This window comes from Flavobacterium sp. PLA-DH12, from assembly GCF_059511845.1.
The window spans coordinates 175,590-194,550 of record NZ_JCAMPD010000001.1; the positions used below are offsets into that span (position 1 = coordinate 175,590).

Annotated in this window: 13 protein-coding genes; 2 read left to right on the forward strand and 11 right to left on the reverse strand. The window is 32.2% G+C overall.

From position 1 onward, the window contains the following. Positions 1 to 3: 3 nt before the first annotated feature. On the reverse strand, positions 4 to 666 hold the full coding sequence (locus tag AC5ZCW_RS00860) for a response regulator transcription factor (RefSeq protein ID WP_343544141.1): 663 nt from the start codon (positions 664 to 666) through the stop codon (positions 4 to 6). Positions 667 to 864: 198 nt separating this feature from the next. On the opposite strand from AC5ZCW_RS00860, the gene AC5ZCW_RS00865 reads away from it, so the two are divergent. Further along, on the forward strand, positions 865 to 3,000 hold the full coding sequence (locus AC5ZCW_RS00865; protein WP_496117284.1) for an LTA synthase family protein: 2,136 nt from the start codon (positions 865 to 867) through the stop codon (positions 2,998 to 3,000). 78 nt (positions 3,001 to 3,078) lie between these two features. On the opposite strand, the gene AC5ZCW_RS00870 is transcribed toward AC5ZCW_RS00865, so the two are convergent. Next, complete coding sequence (locus AC5ZCW_RS00870) at positions 3,079 to 4,077, reverse strand: zinc dependent phospholipase C family protein (protein WP_496117286.1); 999 nt, start codon at positions 4,075 to 4,077, stop codon at positions 3,079 to 3,081. 176 nt (positions 4,078 to 4,253) lie between these two features. Here AC5ZCW_RS00870 and AC5ZCW_RS00875 point away from each other — a divergent pair, with 176 nt between their 5' ends. Then, positions 4,254 to 5,204 (forward strand): hypothetical protein, encoded by a 951-nt coding sequence (locus tag AC5ZCW_RS00875; protein ID WP_496117288.1) that lies wholly within the window; start codon positions 4,254 to 4,256, stop codon positions 5,202 to 5,204. A gap of 153 nt (positions 5,205 to 5,357) precedes the next feature. On the opposite strand, the gene AC5ZCW_RS00880 is transcribed toward AC5ZCW_RS00875, so the two are convergent. The 9 genes from AC5ZCW_RS00880 to AC5ZCW_RS00920 form a co-directional block, all read right to left on the reverse strand. Then, the gene (locus AC5ZCW_RS00880; protein WP_496117290.1) at positions 5,358 to 6,323 is read right to left on the reverse strand and encodes a YeiH family protein; all 966 of its coding nucleotides are present in this window, start codon (positions 6,321 to 6,323) and stop codon (positions 5,358 to 5,360) included. Positions 6,324 to 6,398: 75 nt separating this feature from the next. After that, positions 6,399 to 7,295, reverse strand: a complete 897-nt coding sequence (locus AC5ZCW_RS00885; RefSeq protein WP_496117292.1) for a LysR family transcriptional regulator — start codon at positions 7,293 to 7,295, stop codon at positions 6,399 to 6,401. Positions 7,296 to 7,312: 17 nt separating this feature from the next. Continuing rightward, a complete protein-coding gene (locus AC5ZCW_RS00890) occupies positions 7,313 to 7,654 on the reverse strand; it encodes a hypothetical protein (RefSeq protein WP_496117294.1) in 342 nt (113 codons plus the stop codon). Positions 7,655 to 7,949: 295 nt separating this feature from the next. Then, positions 7,950 to 9,977, reverse strand: a complete 2,028-nt coding sequence (locus AC5ZCW_RS00895; RefSeq protein ID WP_496117296.1) for a hypothetical protein — start codon at positions 9,975 to 9,977, stop codon at positions 7,950 to 7,952. 109 nt (positions 9,978 to 10,086) lie between these two features. After that, on the reverse strand, positions 10,087 to 10,833 hold the full coding sequence (fabG, locus tag AC5ZCW_RS00900) for a 3-oxoacyl-[acyl-carrier-protein] reductase (RefSeq protein ID WP_111369193.1): 747 nt from the start codon (positions 10,831 to 10,833) through the stop codon (positions 10,087 to 10,089). Positions 10,834 to 11,314: 481 nt separating this feature from the next. Further along, complete coding sequence (locus tag AC5ZCW_RS00905) at positions 11,315 to 12,679, reverse strand: DUF4302 domain-containing protein (protein ID WP_343544149.1); 1,365 nt, start codon at positions 12,677 to 12,679, stop codon at positions 11,315 to 11,317. Positions 12,680 to 12,691: 12 nt separating this feature from the next. Further along, a complete protein-coding gene (locus AC5ZCW_RS00910; RefSeq protein WP_343544150.1) occupies positions 12,692 to 13,552 on the reverse strand; it encodes a substrate import-associated zinc metallohydrolase lipoprotein in 861 nt (286 codons plus the stop codon). A 19-nt stretch (positions 13,553 to 13,571) separates the two neighbouring features. Further along, positions 13,572 to 15,050, reverse strand: a complete 1,479-nt coding sequence (locus AC5ZCW_RS00915) for a RagB/SusD family nutrient uptake outer membrane protein (protein WP_343544151.1) — start codon at positions 15,048 to 15,050, stop codon at positions 13,572 to 13,574. A 9-nt stretch (positions 15,051 to 15,059) separates the two neighbouring features. Then, on the reverse strand, positions 15,060 to 18,785 hold the full coding sequence (locus tag AC5ZCW_RS00920) for a SusC/RagA family TonB-linked outer membrane protein (protein ID WP_343544152.1): 3,726 nt from the start codon (positions 18,783 to 18,785) through the stop codon (positions 15,060 to 15,062). Positions 18,786 to 18,961 lie beyond the last annotated feature (176 nt).

The following is an 18,961-nucleotide window of genomic DNA, read 5'->3' on the forward strand; positions in this document are numbered from 1 at the left end:
TTATTAATCATTGGCGATATATCCAATACCTCGAATCGTTTTTATATAATCTTCTTCAATTTTAAGGTTTAGCTTTTTTCGAATTGCATTCATAAAAACATCAATAACGCCAGTATCATATTCAAAATTGATTTCCCAAACATCACTCAAAATCTGATTTCTTGTGCAAACTTTCCCTTTATGTTCTATTAAATAAGCCAACAGCTCAAATTCGCGCTGAGTAAGTGAAATTTCTTCTTCTCCTTTTAATACAATATGCCTGGATAAGTCCATAGTAATGTTTCCAAGTATTAAGGTTTCAGTTTGCTTTTTATTTCTAAAGTGAACTTTAATACGTTCCACCAATTCCTCAAAACTAAAAGGCTTCTTGATATAATCGTTTGCACCAGCTTTTAACCCTTCTATAGTTTCCTGAACTGTATCTTTTGCAGTCAAAAAAATAATTGGTGTAGTCTGGTCTTTGACTCTAATAGCTTTGCAGAGATCAAGACCATTTATTTTTGGAAGCATCCAATCTAACAAAATCAGATCAAATTTTTGTTCCTGCACCAGTTCAAAACCTTTAGAACCATCGGCTGCAGTGGTAATTTGATAGCCTTCTTCCTGTAGACCTTGTTTTAGAAACTGGACGATACCTACTTCGTCTTCCACTATTAAAATATGCATTTATCGTATATTATTAAAATTCGAATTTCATTATCTATCATCAAAGATAAATAATTTAGTTCTGAGAAATAATCCAAACTCTAATAAATAAAAGAAGTAATATCTTAAGCAAATATTAAGTTAATGTTAAGTAAGGTAAAAGTTGAACTTAATCTGAGATTAATTATTCGAAAGTAATTTTGCAAAAAAATAAATCTGATGAATTTTTCAAAAAAACTTTCTCCTTTTTACAATCTTGGTTTACTTTACTTTATTGTTAGTTTCACCCTAAGAATAGTATTGCTTTTTCATCCGATCACCCAAAGCTCATTCACCTTTTCTGAAAGCTTAAAAATCTTCTCATTGGGTCTCCTTTCTGACTTTTTTGTATTTGTTTTAGCTTCAGCATTCTTGTGGCTTTATTTAATTTTTATTTCCAATTCAAAATACACCAAACCGTATGGATATATTATTCTCGGAGGTTTTGTAGCACTTCTAATCTATATCGCTTCTGGAAAAAGTATATTTGATGAATATGGTGGTGCTCTACCTAAGATTGTTTTGATTTTTGTTGGGATAAAAACACTACTATTTGCTCTTTTTCTTTTTCTTCCAAAGTATAAGAACAAAATAAGGTTCTGGCTTTTTGCCTTTGTAATCTTTCTATATGTTTTATTGATTCTTCAAAATGCTATAAGCGAGTTTTTCTTTTGGAATGAATTCGGTGTCAAATACAACTTCATAGCAGTTAATTATTTAATATACACAAATGAGGTTATCGGAAATATTATGCAATCGTATCCTGTAGTTCCTATATTTTCTGCTTTATTTATTGTAACAGGAATTATTACTTATTTTATCATCAAGAAATCAAGAAATTACATTGATGAGATTCCTAATTTTTCTGAGAAATTAAAAATCACTGCCTTATACGCTGTTCTATTTACTGTTTCTCTACTGGCTGTACCAGGCTTGGCAAAAACAGAAAATTCAAAAAACATCTTTGTTAATGAATTGCAATCTAATGGAATTTATAAATTCTATCTTGCTTTTCAGAACAACAAATTGGACTATTTTAAATTCTATAAAACGATTCCAAACGATAAAGCTTTTGCAATTTTAAGACAAGAAATACCTTCTATTTCAGGAAAAAACACTTTACGAGAAATAAAAGAAGATTCACTAGAGCAACGCAAAAATGTGGTTTTAATTACTATTGAAAGCTTAAGCGCCGATTTCATGAAAATGTATGGAAATGAACAAAATATCACTCCATTTCTAGACAGTCTTGCTCAAAAAAGTTTACTTTTTACTAATGTATATGCTGCAGGAAACAGAACAGTACGTGGTCTTGAGGCTGTGACTTTATGCCTTCCTCCAACAGCTGGTGAAAGCGTTGTGAAGAGAGAAGACAATAAAAATAAATTCTCAACTGGATCTGTTTTTCTTAAAAAAGGGTACAATGTAAAGTTCATGTACGGCGGAGATGCTTTTTTTGATAATATGCAAGATTTCTACTCCGGAAATGGTTATGAGATTATTGACAAGTCGAGCTTTGCTGAAAACGAAATTACATTTTCTAACGTTTGGGGAGTTTGTGATGAAGATATGTATAATAAAGCCATAAAAATCATGAATGCTGAAGCTAACCAAAATAAGCCTTTCTTCAATCATATCATGACAGTTAGCAATCACAGACCTTTTACATATCCTAACAATAAAATTGATATTCCTGGAAATATCAAATCACGTGATGGTGGTGTGAAATACACAGATTATGCACTTCGTCAGTTTTTTAATCAGGCTTCAAAACAGCCTTGGTTTAAGAATACTGTTTTCGTAATTGTAGCCGATCACTGTGCGTCGAGCGCAGGAAAAACTGAGCTTCCGTTAGACAAATACAGAATTCCAGCTTTGATATACACGCCAGATATGAAGCCTGAAAAATACACCAAACTGATGTCGCAAATTGATGTAATGCCAACTTTGTTTGGATTGCTAAATTTTGATTATCAAAGTAAATTCTTCGGTCGTGATATTTTTAAATCTGATTATCAGCCGAGAGCTTTTATAGCAACGTATCAAGATTTAGGGTTAATTAAAGATGGAGTTTTAACTATTTTATCTCCAAAACAACAGATAAAACAGTTTCAATTAAAACTAAATCCTACGCCTGGTATTGCTCCAGAATTCCAAATTCATTACGATGAAATTCCTTTAAAATCAGAAAACGAAAGTTTAATTGACCACACCATTTCTTATTACCAAGCAGCTTCGTATGTATTGAAAGAGAAAGAATACCAGCACAGCGGTTTAACAGGTAAAAATGATAAATTGTACGCAAAAGTTCGCTAAAACATAAATAATAAAAAAAGTCGCAAATTCAAGGAATTTGCGACTTTTTTTATTTATTTATTTCAAGAGATATAAAAACTAATCGTTTTGGTTTTTCATTCCAAATAAATCTCCTTTTTGGTATAATTTTAAATCATCCTGCAAAAATTGATAATTTCTTTGTGTAACAGCTGGTGAGTCTAAATCACTTAAATCAGGTTTACCTGCATTTATCCAAGCAGTATACCAAAAACTTGCCGTTGCAGCAATTGCTTTTCTCATTTGGCTTTCAACCATTCCGTTCAATTGTTCGTGTAATTTTCTAGCATATTCATCAGAGAATTTAGAAGTATTGTATTTTGTTTTTGCGATTTTACCTTCTGCATCCATTTCAAAAACTTTATTCTCTGGAGTTGCAACCCTTAATTTCTTATCAATATCCAATAAAGGTTGTGCTAAAGTATGAGTATCATTAATCATATCCCAAATTGCTTTGTGAACATTAGCATAATACTGCGCTTCAGGAACATTTAATTTGTAATTTTTAACGAACAATTCCGGCAATCTGCTTTCCCAAAGCGAGTGAATTCCTTTTTGATCAGTCAATTGCCCATCGTGATTTTTAGAAGTATGCAATGGCATATGAGCATCACCAATATAATGACCTAAATCTGCTGCAAGAAATAAGATTTCAGCTCTGTTTTTTTCTTTAAAAGCTTTAGTCAATTTCGCCATCATATCTTCAATATACCAAGGCAAAATTCCATTATCGCTTAAAAATTTAGCGTCATATTTTTGTTTTGCTTCTTCTAATGTCTGTGGATAAGTGTCAGCCGAACCAAAGTTTTCCATATCAAAATAATGCCTTGGCCCTTCTTCTTTATAATTTAAAGCATACTTACGGATATCTGGAACCGAAGCTTCTTGTGTAATAAAATCAATGTGATTGTAAAAAAAGATCTGTAATTGTTTTGGTAAAGCCATTACAGCTGCTTTGTTAATACGCTCATGGCCAACATTTCCCCATGAAAGCATAATAAACCCAATAACTAAAGCCCCGAAAGCGATTAGTTTTGGTCTCATTTGGATTTTCTTCATTTGTTTTTTTTATTAGAGGGAGCAAATTTAGTTTTAATTAAAGAATACGCAAAAAATACTGTAATTAAGATTTACAAAATTTAGATTTTTGAGATTTTTCGCTCTAATAACAACAGAAGCTCATATTAACAATAATTTTCTTTATACATTTGTTTTCATAAACAAATACACTTTTTATGCGCCAGATTGTTTTAAATCTCTCCCTGCTAATTTCTTCTTTTTGCTTTGCACAAGAAACTGATTTACAGTTAAAAAATATCAGTGACACTATATTGAATCCAAAACGAACCCTCAAGGTTTCTGATCCATTTGACAGTGCAAAAACGACGCAAAAATTGTTTCCTGGCAACTTGTATCATCTTTCTGATAAAAACACCTTTATAAGCTGGAAATGTAAATCTTGTAAATCCGCTCCTTTTCTAGACGTAAACGGCGTTGAAGGAGATCAGCTGTTTCCATATACTGAAGGTGTTGCGACAAGGCTTTTAGCAAATATTAACTATTCAGACTCAAAAGGCAATCAATTTAAAATATTGGCATTTAACCATTCTGTACATGATGAAGACGGACTCCAGACAGGACGTTTTTCTGGCGGATTATTAGGCTTGGCAAAATTTGCCAAAAATGGCAACTATTGGGAAATGAAATCTTTTCAGCCAGCAATTGCTGCATTTGGGGCCTTTGCGCACTGCCCAATTCCAAAATTGGTTGAAATTGGAGAAGACCAATATGCTATATCGCTTTTACATGCAAACGGTGGCGCAGGCGCTCCTTACAACAGTTATTTTTATATAATTGCAGGATTTGACGGAAAATACCAACCTTTAATGGAAGTAGACAATTACTCACTTACAAATAGTGCAAGTTCAGAATGGTCAAGTTCTTACACTGTGATTAAAGATAATAATAAAAAGTTTTTTAGAGATTTCAAAATTATTACAACAGGTTCGTACAAAAAAGCCAAAGGAACGGAAGATGATTTTGAAGTTGATTTACCCGCAGAACTTACAGAAATGGCAAAAACTAAAAAGCAGTTTAACTTTGTAATTGAGAGACATTATTCATTCAAAGGAAAATTTTATAAAATGATTGACAAACCAATTGTAAAATTCTCCAATGTAAAGTAATATAGTTATAAACTTTGAGTATAGTTTTACCGCAAAGAACGCAAAATTTATTTTATTCCTATTTTTTAGAAGTGAAAAGTTCGCAAAGCTAGATACATAAAAACTTTGCGTACCTTAGCGCGAAACCTTGCGCTCTTTGCGGTTAAAAAAACATTAGCCTAGGTAAACAATTGATACTAAAGCCAAAACTGCTATAAAAATCCAAAGAAAAACACCTTGAAGCAAAGGCTTCACTCCTACTGTTTTTAAAGTGGCAAAGTTTAAAGTTGCGCCAATTAGAAACAAAGTTATGGTTAAACCGATTTTTGCAATACCAACAAGATGTCCTGTAAAAACAGCTGTTGACGGAACGTAAGTATTTACAAGCATTGCTATAATAAACAAACCAATAAAATAAGGAATTTTGATTTTTGAATTCTTGCTTTTAAAAAGAAAAGCGGTCAAGATTGAAATTGGGATAATCCACAAAGCTCTCGCCAATTTTACTGTTGTAGCAACTTGCAGTGCTTCTGCTCCATATTTATTAGCAGCACCAACTACAGAACTAGTATCGTGAATCGCAATGGCACACCATAATCCAAAATCTTTTTGTGATAAGTCTAATTGATGCCCGATGAACGGAAAAACAAATAAGGCAATAGAATTCAATATAAAAATAACTCCCAAGGCAATTGAAGTCTGGTTTTCGTTTGATTTTATTACTGGTGAAATAGCTGCAATGGCACTTCCTCCACAGATTGCTGTTCCGCAAGAGATTAAATGAGACGTTTTTCTTTCTGTTTTAAGCCACCTTCCTAAAAGTAATCCGAAAAGTAAAGTGCTAAAAATTGAAAAAACAGTTAGAACAAATCCTTCTTTTCCTGCTGAAACTGCGCTATTAGCGTTCATTCCGAATCCTAAACCAACAACCGAAAACTGCAATAAAAACGTAATAGCTTTGTGATTGAATTCTACAAATGGATTCCCGAAAAGATTTACAATTAAAACGCCCAATAAAAGCGCAATTGGTGGAGAAATGATCGAAAATAAACATAATAGAATTACGGCAAGAAAAAGTACTTGCTGTACAGATTGATTAATTTCAAATAATTGTGCTGTGGTTTGTTCTTTTGTTTTCAAAATAAATGGGTATTGATATTATGTTGCAAAGTTCTGCCGTTTATATTGAAAACACCAATCGTAAATTACAATAGGCTATAACTTCAAGTTATAATGATTTGCTAAATTTTGAATAAATAGTTCTGATAAAGAATCTGATTTTCCTTGCAAGGTGATTATGTAAAAATATCTTTCTACAGATAATTTCTCTACATCCAATATAATCAATTCTTTGTTTTTCAACTCCTTACTTACAGCATGAATGGACATAAAAGCAAAACAATCTGAGTTTAATAAATATGATTTTATACTTTCTGTGCTTCCAAGCTGCATTTCGATTTGTAAATCTGAGAATTTTAAACCAGCTTTTTTTAAGGCAAATTCTATAACTTCAAGTGTTCCCGATCCGCGTTCCCGAGTTATGAATTTCATTGATTTTAAATCGTTTACCGAAATTTCATTTTGTTTCACTAAAGGATTATTGCTATTGCACACTAAAACCAATTCATCTTTTAAAAACGGAATGTATTTTATCGATTGATTTTTAGATTGTCCTTCTACAATTCCGATCTCAATTTCTTTATTGATTAAAGCATTTTCGATTTGCTCTGTATTTCCATTCAGCAAATTGACTTTTATGTCTTTTTGCTTTTGATGAAAACTAGCCAAAACTGGAGAAATAATATATTGCGAAATGGTTGTACTCGCACCTAGTCTAAGCAAACCTTGGCGTTCTGTATTAAACGAACTCATTTCGAAATCTATTTCGCGATAAATATCAAAAATACTTTTAGTATATTTTAAAAGGATTTTTCCAGCTGGGGTTAAAGCAATTTTAGAACCGTTTCGTTCGAAGAGTTTGGTTTTATAGGCTTCTTCTAATTCTTGGATATGTTTGGAAACTGCCGGCTGAGTAATATACAATTCTGTTGCCGCTTTAGTAAAGTTAAGGCGGAGCGCAACGGTATAGAAAACTTTTAGCCTGAAGTCCATATATTATTTTTATATAATTATTGCCAGTCTATCGGAAACATTCCCGATTCATTTAACAATAGCACTAATTTATATTTATCTGTTTTTTTGTCTTTTCTGTAAATATATACTTTTTTTGAAAATGCTCTTTTTACTAAGCTGTCTTCTTTTTGAACATCTATTTTATAAGAATTAAAATTTCCAAAATCAAATTCGGTTGCACTATCACTAACAGTCACCATACCTTTTGCATTCTCGTTAATTTTAGTAATTACAAAATGATAATCTTTTCTGTTTTCTCTTCTTACATTTATATAAATTAAAGAACAAATAACAATAAAAAACATTCCAAAGAAAATTAAAATCTTTTTCGGGGACATAGTGAAATCGTTTTTAAAATGACTTTCGATTTATATTTAGTCCCTAAGGGACAATTTAACTTGGTGTACATATTTTTTCTACCGACCTGAAACTCCTAGCGGAGTTTTTCATCATAAATAGCTCTATAAAAATGATTTCTCCTCCAATCCAAGATTCCTAACGAATTTTTATCTAACAAAATTGTTTGGCAAAATCCCATAAAAAAATCTCGTAGAGATTAAATATTGGTAAACAATCAACATTTCAAACATAATTTTGTCCCGTAGGGAACTTTATGTAATAATGTATATAAAACTACAAAAGTCCGTTATATTTTCTAACAAACCATTCCGTCGTTAATAAAGCTACAATTAAAATCAATAACCAAACCCAATCAATAATTGGAGTTTTGCTTGAGATATTTTTTTCGATTGATTTGTATTCTTTATTTTCCAAAAGTGTATTAATCAATTGATCAGCTTGATCTTCAAAGAACGCTTTTCCGCCAGTCTGTTGCGCTAATTGTTGCAATTTTTGTACATCTGGATTTACGAATTGCTTTTCGATATCAAAATCTAAGATTTCAAAATGGCTTGCGTATGAAGTATTTGAATTCAATTCTTTTACTGTAAAATTATATTTTCCAGCTGGAAGTCCTTCTAAATTGGCAGAAAAAGAATTACTTCCTTTCAGTAAATCGTAATTTTTAGTTTGCTTGGTTGCAGCATTTACAACAGTAATTGTAAGTCTGGCTTTTTCGTCAAACTCATAATTTTTATTGAAATATTGTGCATTGATAATAATCTCTTCTCCAGAGTTATAAAAACTTTCGTGTGTAACTACCAAAGATTTTTTTGAAGCCGATGATGCTAAATATTGAACGATTTTATCAATAAAAACATCATACTTTTCAAATGATTGATTATCAACGTGACTTTGCAAACGCCATTTCCAGCTGTTTTCTCCAATAAGAAAAGCAGTTCTTTTTCCTTGATTTTCGGCGAAAGCCAATAATGGAGCATTTGTCGAAACGTTTCTGATTTTTGACGAAAGTAAAACAGATACATTTCCGTTTGTACTTATGTTTCCGAACGGATTTTGTAAAGGCGGGAAATTTTCAAAACCAATATCGTCGATGGCAAAGAGATTAAAATCGGAGTGGAATTCGCTAAGGAAATCTTCTCGCTGATTACTCATTTTAAAAACCAGATTGTTTTGCTGCTGATTTAAAAAATTAAAATCGGTATTGTTTCCTGTTATAATAAAGCTATTTATTCCTTTTAATCTATTATTGTCAAATATCGGTTTAAAAACTGTTGTTGGTTGATATAAAACTAAAACAGAAACATCCTGTAAGTCACTAACCTGATTTGGTTTAACCAATATCACTTTACGCTGAGCATTAACTTCAATTGAACGTTTTAAGGCTGCAATATCTGGATGATTTATAGCCGAAACAATCGCAATGGTTGATTTTTGATCGATAATTTCAACTGCGAAATTTTTGATGTTGTTGTAGCTGTTTTTTTCTTTAGCTGAAGATTGAATGCTGGCTTTATAAATCTGAAATCCGATTTTATCTGCGGGCAACAATAAATTTAAAGAAGCTGTTTTCTTTGATGGCGAAAACGAAAGTTTTTCTTTTGCCACAACAGTATTTCCCTGCGAAATAGTAAATTCTGAATTAGCAGTTTTGTCGCCAGCATATTGCAGAAAAACTTCGACAGGAAATTTATTTTTATGAAAAGCGTATTTGTTTACGTTGAGCTGATTGATTTTTAAATCAAAAAAAGTAGTTGTATCTCCCACAACCAAAGGATAAACTTTATTGACAGGATCGAATCTATACACATAGTCGTTTCCTGTAGTTTGATTTCCGTCTGTAATAATTACTGTCGGGAAAATCAGATTTTTGTTGATGCTTTTTAAATTCTTTGCAGCTTCGTCTAAATTGGTTTGATTTCCTTTAAAATCAAATCTATCTGAAGTTTTAAAATCGTTGTCAAATTGATAAGACTGTATTTCAAATTTTTCTTTTAAAGCTGGATTTGAAACTAGTTTTTGATATAATTCGACTGCTTTTTTATCCGATTTTAAAGCTACAATTGAACTTGAGTTATCGACAACAATTGCCAAAGGCGTTTTGGTAATCTCTAAGGAGTTTTTAGAAATTATCGGATTAATCAATAAAACCAATAAACCGAAAATGGCTAAAAAACGTAAAAAAGCCAAAAGCACGATCACATTGGATTTACTTTTGGCTTTGAAAAAATATTGAAAGTACGATAAACCACCAGCAATTACTAAAGAAAGCAATAATAAAAGAATCGTGTTTGTCGTCATATTTATTTAGTATTCAGTACCAGTTTGCAGTAAGCAGATAAAAAATTGTATTCTGTTTCTAAGTCAGCTTAAAAAACTTAGTGCCTCAGAATCTTAGCAACTTAGAATCTTAGGTAAGCATTCCTCCGCAAACATTAAGAACTTGTCCTGTAATGTATCCGCTCATATCTGAAGCAAGGAATAAACAAGCATTTGCTACGTCTTCTGGAGTTCCTCCGCGTTTCAACGGAATACCTTCTCTCCATCCTTTTACTACATCTTCTGATAATTTAGCAGTCATTTCAGTTTCGATGAAACCTGGAGCGATTGCATTGCAACGAATGTTACGAGAACCTAACTCAAGAGCTACAGATTTTGTAAATCCTATTGCACCAGCTTTAGAAGCTGCATAGTTTGTCTGACCTGCGTTTCCAGAAACTCCAACAACAGAACTAATGTTAATAATAGATCCTGCTCTTTGTTTCAAGAAAGTTTTCTGAATCGCTTTTGTCATATTGAAAACCGATTTCAAATTGACATCAATTACTTGGTCAAAATCTGCCTCAGACATACGCATCAATAGGTTGTCTTTTGTAATTCCAGCATTATTGATTAAGATATCTACAGTTCCAAAATCTGCCAAAACAGCATCAACAAAGGTTTGAGCCTCGTTAAAATCTGCTGCGTTAGATTGGTATCCTTTCGCTTTTACTCCTAAACTATTTAATTCTGCTTCTAAAGCTTCCGCAGATGCAGCAGATGAGCTGTATGTAAAAGCAACGTTTGCTCCGTGTTTAGCAAAAACTTCAGCAATTCCTTTTCCAATTCCACGGCTTGCACCAGTAATAATTGCAACTTTTCCTTCTAGTAATTTCATATTAAGGTATTCGTTTTATTTTTTGAATTACAAATATAGATTATTTGAGCGTTTAATAAAATTTGTAATATTAAAATTTGGCCTAAGATTTTTTTAAGCACTAAAACAAAAAAACAGCTCATAAAAATGAGCTGTTCCCCCCAAAATAAAAAAACAAAACTAAAAAAGTTTAAATGTGATTTTGTTTCGTTATGGAATTACAATTATCAAAGGTATCAACTGTAATCTTTTGTATTTATTGATCTTTATCCTCCTTAATCTTATCAAAAACTACATAGCAAATTGCACCTATTATAGTGATATACAAGTAAATCCTTAAATATTCATAGAAGTACTGATTTGTAATAAGCAGCCCTATTCCCCAAAAAAAGATTGTAATAATTCTTGGATTTAAAACCTTTTTAATCATAATTAAAGATTAAGAAATTTGACGATTAAATTTAAAAGCAACTCAAAAACGAGTTGCTTTTAACAATAGATACTAATTTATAATATAGGTTGTTATTCTAAAACCACTATCTGAAGCGCTAGTAAAGGTGTAAATAACATTACTAAATGTAATCTTGAAATTTTCTTTTTTAACATATAGACCTTTCGGATTTGTAAATTCATCATCAATTTCTTTCAAGTAAGCTGGTGGCGTAATTCCTCCAGCCCAAAAATCATGACTAAGAATTATGGTTTTGTTTACCGCATCTTCTGTTGATTTTACCACATGAATTACAGAAGCTTTACCTCCATTGAAATTATAGCTAATATAAGTCTGATTTGCTGCTGTATTAAAATACATATAAATACTCGCAATAGACTGATTAGCTGGTAATGCTGCATTTGCTTTAGCTACCAAGCTTTTAAAATAATTACTTGTTGTAGGTGCAGTAGCTAAATTGGCAGGTATATAACCAAAATATTTATAAGGATTTCCTTTTCCGCTTAGTAGAAATTTATAATCATCTGTTAAGACTAAAGGCTTGTTAGAATATTTTATAGTTGCGCTTACCCCATTTGTACCTGTAGAAGTAAAACTACCATCTGCGTCATTGTACACAAAATTGCTTAGTTTTTGACCTCCCACTTCTAGAGCTGGATTCACGACAATACCTGTAGGCGTATAACCCACTCCCAATTCATAGCTAAATGAAAAACCTGCTTCTACAGAATTTGCTTCTGCAAAACGAGTAACTGGAGAAAAACTAAAATCAAATTGGTGTTTAGTAGTTCCGTCATTTGTCTCTAAAAGTCTAAATATTGGTCGTGTAGAAGAACCTATAACATTTGGTATCATGTCATAGTTTTTAGACAAATTATCCCAATCTGCTTTTGTTGCTTTTACAAAACGTATTTCTTGCTTATTTCTGTTGGCTTTAAAAACAATTTCACCATTTTCTTGTCCATAATACAAAAATTGAAAATCACCTAAATATCCCTTAGAGCGCAGTCCTGGTATAGGATAATTGTCTGATTCAGATAAAAGATGTATCCAGTTATTTGTAGTAAATGTTAAGCTTACTGTACTTCCTAATTGTATCTGATATTCGCTTTTACGAATTTCATCAGTATCCATGCTTTGATCAAAATCAGAAGCCATTTCAACCGTACCGTCAGCAGCAAATTTAAAAAAATGAGTATACCCCCCCAGAATTGTATTGTCTGTAAAATAAATTGCTTTCCATCCTTCTGGAGAAGAAAGCAATAATTGTTGCAGCTCATCCATTTGAGCATTTAGACGCTCAGTTGGTGTTTTATCAAATAGAGGTTCAGCTTCTGTACTGTCGTTATTACAGCCAGTTAATTGCAACATTAAAAAAGCTGCAAATAAGTATTTAATTATATTTTTTACTTTCATAATACGTTTTATTTAGTTATTAACTACTGCAGTTGTATTTTTCTCTGCTTCATCACGCAAAGCATAAAAATCCATATTGTAAGCCTCTTTAAAATATTTTACTACCAAAGCCTCTTTTGCTTTTATTGCCGCTACAGCAGTCGCGCTTTTAATGTTAGCTAAAAATTTCGCATACTCTGCTTTTGAGCTGATTAAGATCATCGCTGCTGTTTCTGCAAAATCTTCATTAATATTTAATCTTGCATAACTAGTTATAAAACCAATTTCATTGGAAACTGGAATTTCATAATTATACCAATCTGCCGTATAACCCGCTGGAGTAATTGCTGCCCAGGCTTTTTCATCAAATGGTTTATGCTGATTTAAAATGTGAATATATTCGTGCTGAATGGTATGTATAAATTCAGTAACACTGCTACGATCAGTTTTATCAATATAATCTGTTTCAAACAAAGTTACTCTCTGGCCTCCTTCAGCCAAACCAAGTGTTCTTGTTCCTACACTGTTTAAATTTACACCTCCAACCAAAACAATTTCTCTTGGCGCAATCTTTTTCACAAAATCAGCACCGCCAATTGTAGCATAACTTTTCAGCCAAATAGTCTGAACAATTTCTAATGCTGGCTTTACTTTATCTATTGTAGGAGGAAACAAAAATCTGCTGTTATCAACCGTATTTTGATTCCATTTGTATTGCACATTAATATTATATGGGTTTAAATAATTAGTATCTATCCAATTATCCAAAACAGTTTTTGTAGGCTGATTAAAATCTAACTGACTTTCGGTAGGCTGATCTTCATGAACACATGAAAATGAAAATACAGAAACCAATGCCAGAATAGCTATTTTATTATATTTTAAAAGTTTCATAAGAATTGATTTTTTTAGATTATCTAGGATTTAACTCAACACCTGTTGCCGATGCATGAAGAGGAATCTGCAAAGCGCGGCGCTTATCATCTTTCACTAAAATATTAGTTGGCTTATTATACGTCTCATGCGTTACCACTATATTGAAACGTTTTACATCAAACCATCTCATACCTTCATGCACAAAATCTCTACGTCTTGTTTCTGCAATAGCCTTAACATAAGAAGTTTGAACAGGCGTCATTGTATAGAATGGCGTGTACTCATCTGCAATAACAGGATATTTTGCTACAACTTTAGCCTCGGTTAGTTTATCTGTAGTTGCATTATAACCTGTAGTTCTTGTAGATAAGAAATACTCTAATTCGTCATTTGCTAAAGCAATTTGTCCTTTCATGACATGAGCTTCAATTCTATTTAAGAAAAACTCATCATTGCTTAATAAAACTTCGGCTGTAAAAGGTTCTCCAATTCCAGCAGTCACGTTTGTATATTTAAAATACTCATAAAACTTAGGCACATAAACTGTTATACTACTATTTGAAGAATAGAAGCTATACAACCATGTTTTATTAAAAAGACTGGTAGCTGATCCAAAAATCTCCGGATATCTTGCTGCAGAAAGGTAAAATCTATTTTGAGATTGCGATCTACGAACAATTGAATTTGGAGAAACAATTAATAAGTTAGTTTCTTCATTTATACTTGCATAAGCAATTCTTTGATTATCAAGAGCTAAAAGTTTATAAGCTGCATAATCTCTTAATTTTCCAACTGGTCTAGTCGCAAAATCATCTGATAAAGCAATTACTTTATCCCAATCTCCTTTAATCAGATAAAAACGGCTTGCAAAAGCTTTAGCAGCATTTTTATTAAAATGAAACTTTGGCTCTTTGTAATCATTTGTAACATACCTTAAGCCTTCTTCAATGTCTTTTTCAATAAATTCAAATACTTCCGCTACTGAATTACGTTTGTATTTTACAACTAATTCTTTTTCCGATTTTGTTATATACGGAATCCCAAGATCTGTCCCTGCTGTCGCTGGATTATAACGTTGTGACCAAAATGAAACCAGCATAAAATGAGAATAAGCTCTTGCTAATAATGCTTCTCCTTTTTGTGGATTTAAAGTTGCAGGATTTCCTAATTCTTCAATAGCCTCTAGTGCTTTGTTGGCATGAGCAATTGCTTTGTAGCATGCATCCCAATAATAAGCTTGAGTATCTATTTGAGAATTTTCGGTTTGCATTTCCCAGTTGTAATTCTGCTCGTTTTTCAAAATTGTTTCTGCTAGTTGGCTGTCAAAAACGTTATCAGACATTGTTTCAGCAATATCAAAGTAACTCATTAGCGGATATGCGCTTACTAACAATTCTGAGATTTTTTCTGGAGTATCTATTTCGGTTCTATTATCTGGCTTTTCAGAAAGAAAATCATCACAGCTTATAATACTTGTAAGTACTAAAAGAGATAAAGCTATTTTAAGTTTTTTCATATTTTTAAATTATAATGAAACATTTAAAGTAAAAGTATATTGAGAGGTAACTGGCAATGCAACTCCTCCAGAATTACGGAATTCAGGATCTTGACCATTTAGTCTTTTATCAGAATAAATTAACCAAGGGTTTACAGCAGAACCTTTTAATGTAAACGTGCTAAGTCCAAGTTTTTTCTTGAAATCCTTAGGGAATTCCCAGCTTAATGAAATATTTTTCAATCTCACAAAATCACCATCCGCAATACGAACATCAGAATAGTTATAAGTATTATAAGCTCTTGCTAATGTACGTGCTCCACCATAATTTGAGTTTAGACGTTTATCTGCAATTACAGGAATATTAGTGTATTGCTCATCTCCTGGATTAATCCAACGATTAGTAAAATCTTTTGTAAAAACTGTTAAATCATCATACGTACTATCATAAACTGGGTTTAAACGAACTTTGTTTCCTCCAGAACCAACAATAAACACATATAAAGACCAATTTTTATAAGTAAATGTATTTGCGAATCCTATTGATTTATTTGGTTCAATTGAGCCTTCATATTTCAAGTACTTTGTAACATCAATATTATCTTGGAAATCTGCACCTGTAATATTACTATCTGCACCATCTTGCATCTTGAAGGTCGGAAGACCTTCAAAATTTAAACCTGTAAATTGATAAGAATACAACGAGTTACGAGGATGTCCAACTGTATTTCCTCCATTAGCATCAACCAAATCAAAAGCAGTAGGCGTATTTTGCAATTTTGTAATCTTCTGATCGTAAACAGAAAAATTCAATGTCGTAGACCATTTAAAGTCTTTTGTATCAATATTTTTCGTTGTAAAACCAACCTCAATACCTTTAGTCTCCATATCAGCATTATTTCCTTGTCTGATTCTTTGTCCTCCAATTCCAGAAGTGATTACATAATCAACCAAATCAAATGCTTTACGTCTATAAACGTCTGTTGTAAGCTGTACTCTATTATTGAACATTCCTAAATCAAGTCCAATGTTGGTCTCAAATTGTTTTTCCCAAGTAAGGTCTCCATTCTGTAATTCCTCAATGTTAATTCCAGATTCTCTATCATCTAAATTAAAACGATCGGTAATATAACTTTTGTAGATAGCTAAAGAGTTTGTAGCCGGCCCTGCTGTAGCAGTTAAACCGTATGAAGCTCTTAGCGCTAATGTATTCACTGATTCTACATTCTTCATGAATTTTTCTTCAGCCACATTCCATTTCCCACTAAAAGTATAAGTTGGAAGCCATCTAGAAGAATCACTATTTCCTTGTCTGTTAGAACCATCATAACGACCTGTTACAGAAGCTGTATAACGACGATCGTAAGTATAACCCACTTTACCAAAGAAACCAACTGTTCTTTCTCTTTCTGCATTGAATCCGTAGTAAGAATCTCCTCCGTTGATAATTTTTTCAATTAATCTAGGATCTGTAAAAGCAGTTAAACCTCTGTCGTATTGTAAACCAGCCGCAGTAAAATTATCGCTGTTTCTATCTACAACTCTCATTTCTGTTCCGAATAAACCTTCTAATTCATGTTTATCATTGAATGTATTTCTATAATTTACACTATTTCTTAAATTATAAGAAGTCATGTCATTTGTGAACTTTCTAAGAAAACCACCATTTGGCAATACTGAAACCTTTGGCGCAGATAAATCAGTTGGATCTTGATATAAAAAGATATTATCATTACGAACCAGTGTATTTACACCATCTTCACCTTCAGGAGTACCTGCTTTGTAAGCTCCAACAACATTTGAAGCTTCCATAATTTTATGTTCACGGCTTGTATTGGCATAACGAGCAGAACCTGTTAAATTATAGTTCCAGTTTTTATTAATTTTATAATCCAAGTCCAATTGAAAACGAATATCTTTAACTTCAATTTCCATAAAGTTATTTTCTAATTCGTTGATGATATTCATCTTAGCCCAGTTATTTCTATAATATTCTAAATTTCCGTTTTCGTCATATGGTCTTAACGTTCTACTTGTATTTAAAACATAATTAAACGGATTGATATCAAAGTCACGTGTTACTTTTCCGAAAACGACGTCTTTTTCACTTTCGTAACTTCCAGGTGCACCCTGATCACGAACAGATGCTAAAGTAGAAAGTGTAATATTTAATTTGTCATTAACGTAAAATGTTCCTTTAATGTTTGAAGATATTTGTTTTACATCATCAGCAATTGTCCATCCCGGATCTGTATAATATCCTAAAGAAGCATAAAATGTATTATTTTTTCCTCCTCCAGAAAAACTTAAAGAGTGATTTTGGGTAATAGAAGGTCTAAATAAAACTTTAAACCAATCTGTATTTGCTAATTCATATTTTTTCAAAAAGTTATTTCTGCTTACAGGATCATTATTAACCAAATACCCTCCTGTTTCAGGATTGTAAGTATTAATGGCTCTACCCAAAATATTATAAACACCTCCGTATCTTCCATTTACTGTTGTAGGTAGGTCCAAATATCCTTTTGATTCCATTTCCTTTAGAATACTCATGGTTTCTTGAGAATTCAAAATATCATATTGGCTATAGTTAGGAACTGTTCTTACTGTTTGCTCTAAACCGTAGCTAATTTTTAATGGTGAATCTCTTCTTCCTTGTTTTGTTGTTACAACTACAACTCCATTTAACGATCTAGAACCATAGATTGAAGTAGCCGATGCATCTTTAAGAATTTCAATGCTTTGAATGTCGTTAGCATTTAATCCTGCAACAGAAGAACTTAATAAAGTCTCTGAATTCCCAGATGCCAAATCAGCAAATGACATATTGATGATATCTTCTTGAACCACCCCATCAATAACCCATAATGGTTTTGTATCTCCAAAAATTGAAGAAGAACCACGAACAGTAATTTTAGGAGCTGTACCAAAAGTACCTGTAACATTTTGTACTGTAACCCCTGCTGCTTTTCCTTCGATCATTCGGCTTACATCAACTACACCATCAATTTTTAATTCTGCACCAGAAATTTTACTAATTGCTCCAGTAAATGTTCTTTTTGAAGTTTTCTCGTAACCAGTTGTTACTACAACCTCTTTAAGATTTTGCCCTGCCTCTGTTAAAACAATGGTCGGAGTTGTATTATCAATTCCTATTTCTTTGGTTTCCATACCAACATAAGAAATAACTAAACGATCTACATTAGCAGGCATTTCAATAGAAAAATTTCCATCAAAATCGGTTAATACAGCAGTTTTTGTTCCTTTTGCCATTACAGTTGCACCTGGAAGAGGCGAACCTAATTGGTCTGTTACTTTTCCTTTAATGATTGGGCCAAAAGCCAAAACTTCAAACAGAGAGTCATGATTGTTTGCATAAGAAAACGAAGTTGCCGAATTCTTTTGAAGCACAATCTGATTGCTTACTTCTGAAAAAGTGATATTAAAAGGAACCAAGATTCTGCTAAGTACACTAGCCAAAGTCTCTTGATTTGCTTCTATACTAACCTTCTCACCAAGCTGAGGAAGTCTTGAGTTATAGGAAAATTTTACATGAGCAGATTTTTCAATTTTCGATAAAGCATTGTCTAAAGTTAAGTTTTCAACTATAATAGTAACTTTTGTATCTAATTTTTTCTGCCCATTTACATTATTTGCGAGAGTAACGCTTGAAAACACAAGCGCTAACACAAACTGAAACAGCGTTATTTTCATGATTTGGTGAAGTAATCGTTGCTTGACAACAGGTTTTTTCATAATTTTGGTTTGTTTTGATTAATACTATTCGAGTGTATTTTAAGAAACATCATAAATTACTCTTTACAGAGAGTGATTTATTCAGATTTAAGTGTCGATAATGTTACAGCATTCTCGGCACTTTTTTTTATATATTCATTTTTACATAGGCAGTTATAAATTATTTTTATTAGTTT

What these genes read in the sequence shown, in the direction of transcription:
- AC5ZCW_RS00890 (WP_496117294.1), bottom strand. Translation starts at nt 7,654, where the DNA reads ATGTCCCCGAAAAAGATTTTAATTTTCTTTGGAATGTTTTTTATTGTT.
- AC5ZCW_RS00885 (WP_496117292.1), bottom strand. Translation starts at nt 7,295, where the DNA reads ATGGACTTCAGGCTAAAAGTTTTCTATACCGTTGCGCTCCGCCTTAAC.
- AC5ZCW_RS00860 (WP_343544141.1), bottom strand. Translation starts at nt 666, where the DNA reads ATGCATATTTTAATAGTGGAAGACGAAGTAGGTATCGTCCAGTTTCTA.
- AC5ZCW_RS00915 (WP_343544151.1), bottom strand. Translation starts at nt 15,050, where the DNA reads ATGAAAAAACTTAAAATAGCTTTATCTCTTTTAGTACTTACAAGTATT.
- AC5ZCW_RS00865 (WP_496117284.1), top strand. Translation starts at nt 865, where the DNA reads ATGAATTTTTCAAAAAAACTTTCTCCTTTTTACAATCTTGGTTTACTT.
- AC5ZCW_RS00875 (WP_496117288.1), top strand. Translation starts at nt 4,254, where the DNA reads ATGCGCCAGATTGTTTTAAATCTCTCCCTGCTAATTTCTTCTTTTTGC.
- AC5ZCW_RS00895 (WP_496117296.1), bottom strand. Translation starts at nt 9,977, where the DNA reads ATGACGACAAACACGATTCTTTTATTATTGCTTTCTTTAGTAATTGCT.
- AC5ZCW_RS00870 (WP_496117286.1), bottom strand. Translation starts at nt 4,077, where the DNA reads ATGAAGAAAATCCAAATGAGACCAAAACTAATCGCTTTCGGGGCTTTA.
- AC5ZCW_RS00905 (WP_343544149.1), bottom strand. Translation starts at nt 12,679, where the DNA reads ATGAAAGTAAAAAATATAATTAAATACTTATTTGCAGCTTTTTTAATG.
- AC5ZCW_RS00910 (WP_343544150.1), bottom strand. Translation starts at nt 13,552, where the DNA reads ATGAAACTTTTAAAATATAATAAAATAGCTATTCTGGCATTGGTTTCT.
- AC5ZCW_RS00920 (WP_343544152.1), bottom strand. Translation starts at nt 18,785, where the DNA reads ATGAAAAAACCTGTTGTCAAGCAACGATTACTTCACCAAATCATGAAA.
- fabG (WP_111369193.1), bottom strand. Translation starts at nt 10,833, where the DNA reads ATGAAATTACTAGAAGGAAAAGTTGCAATTATTACTGGTGCAAGCCGT.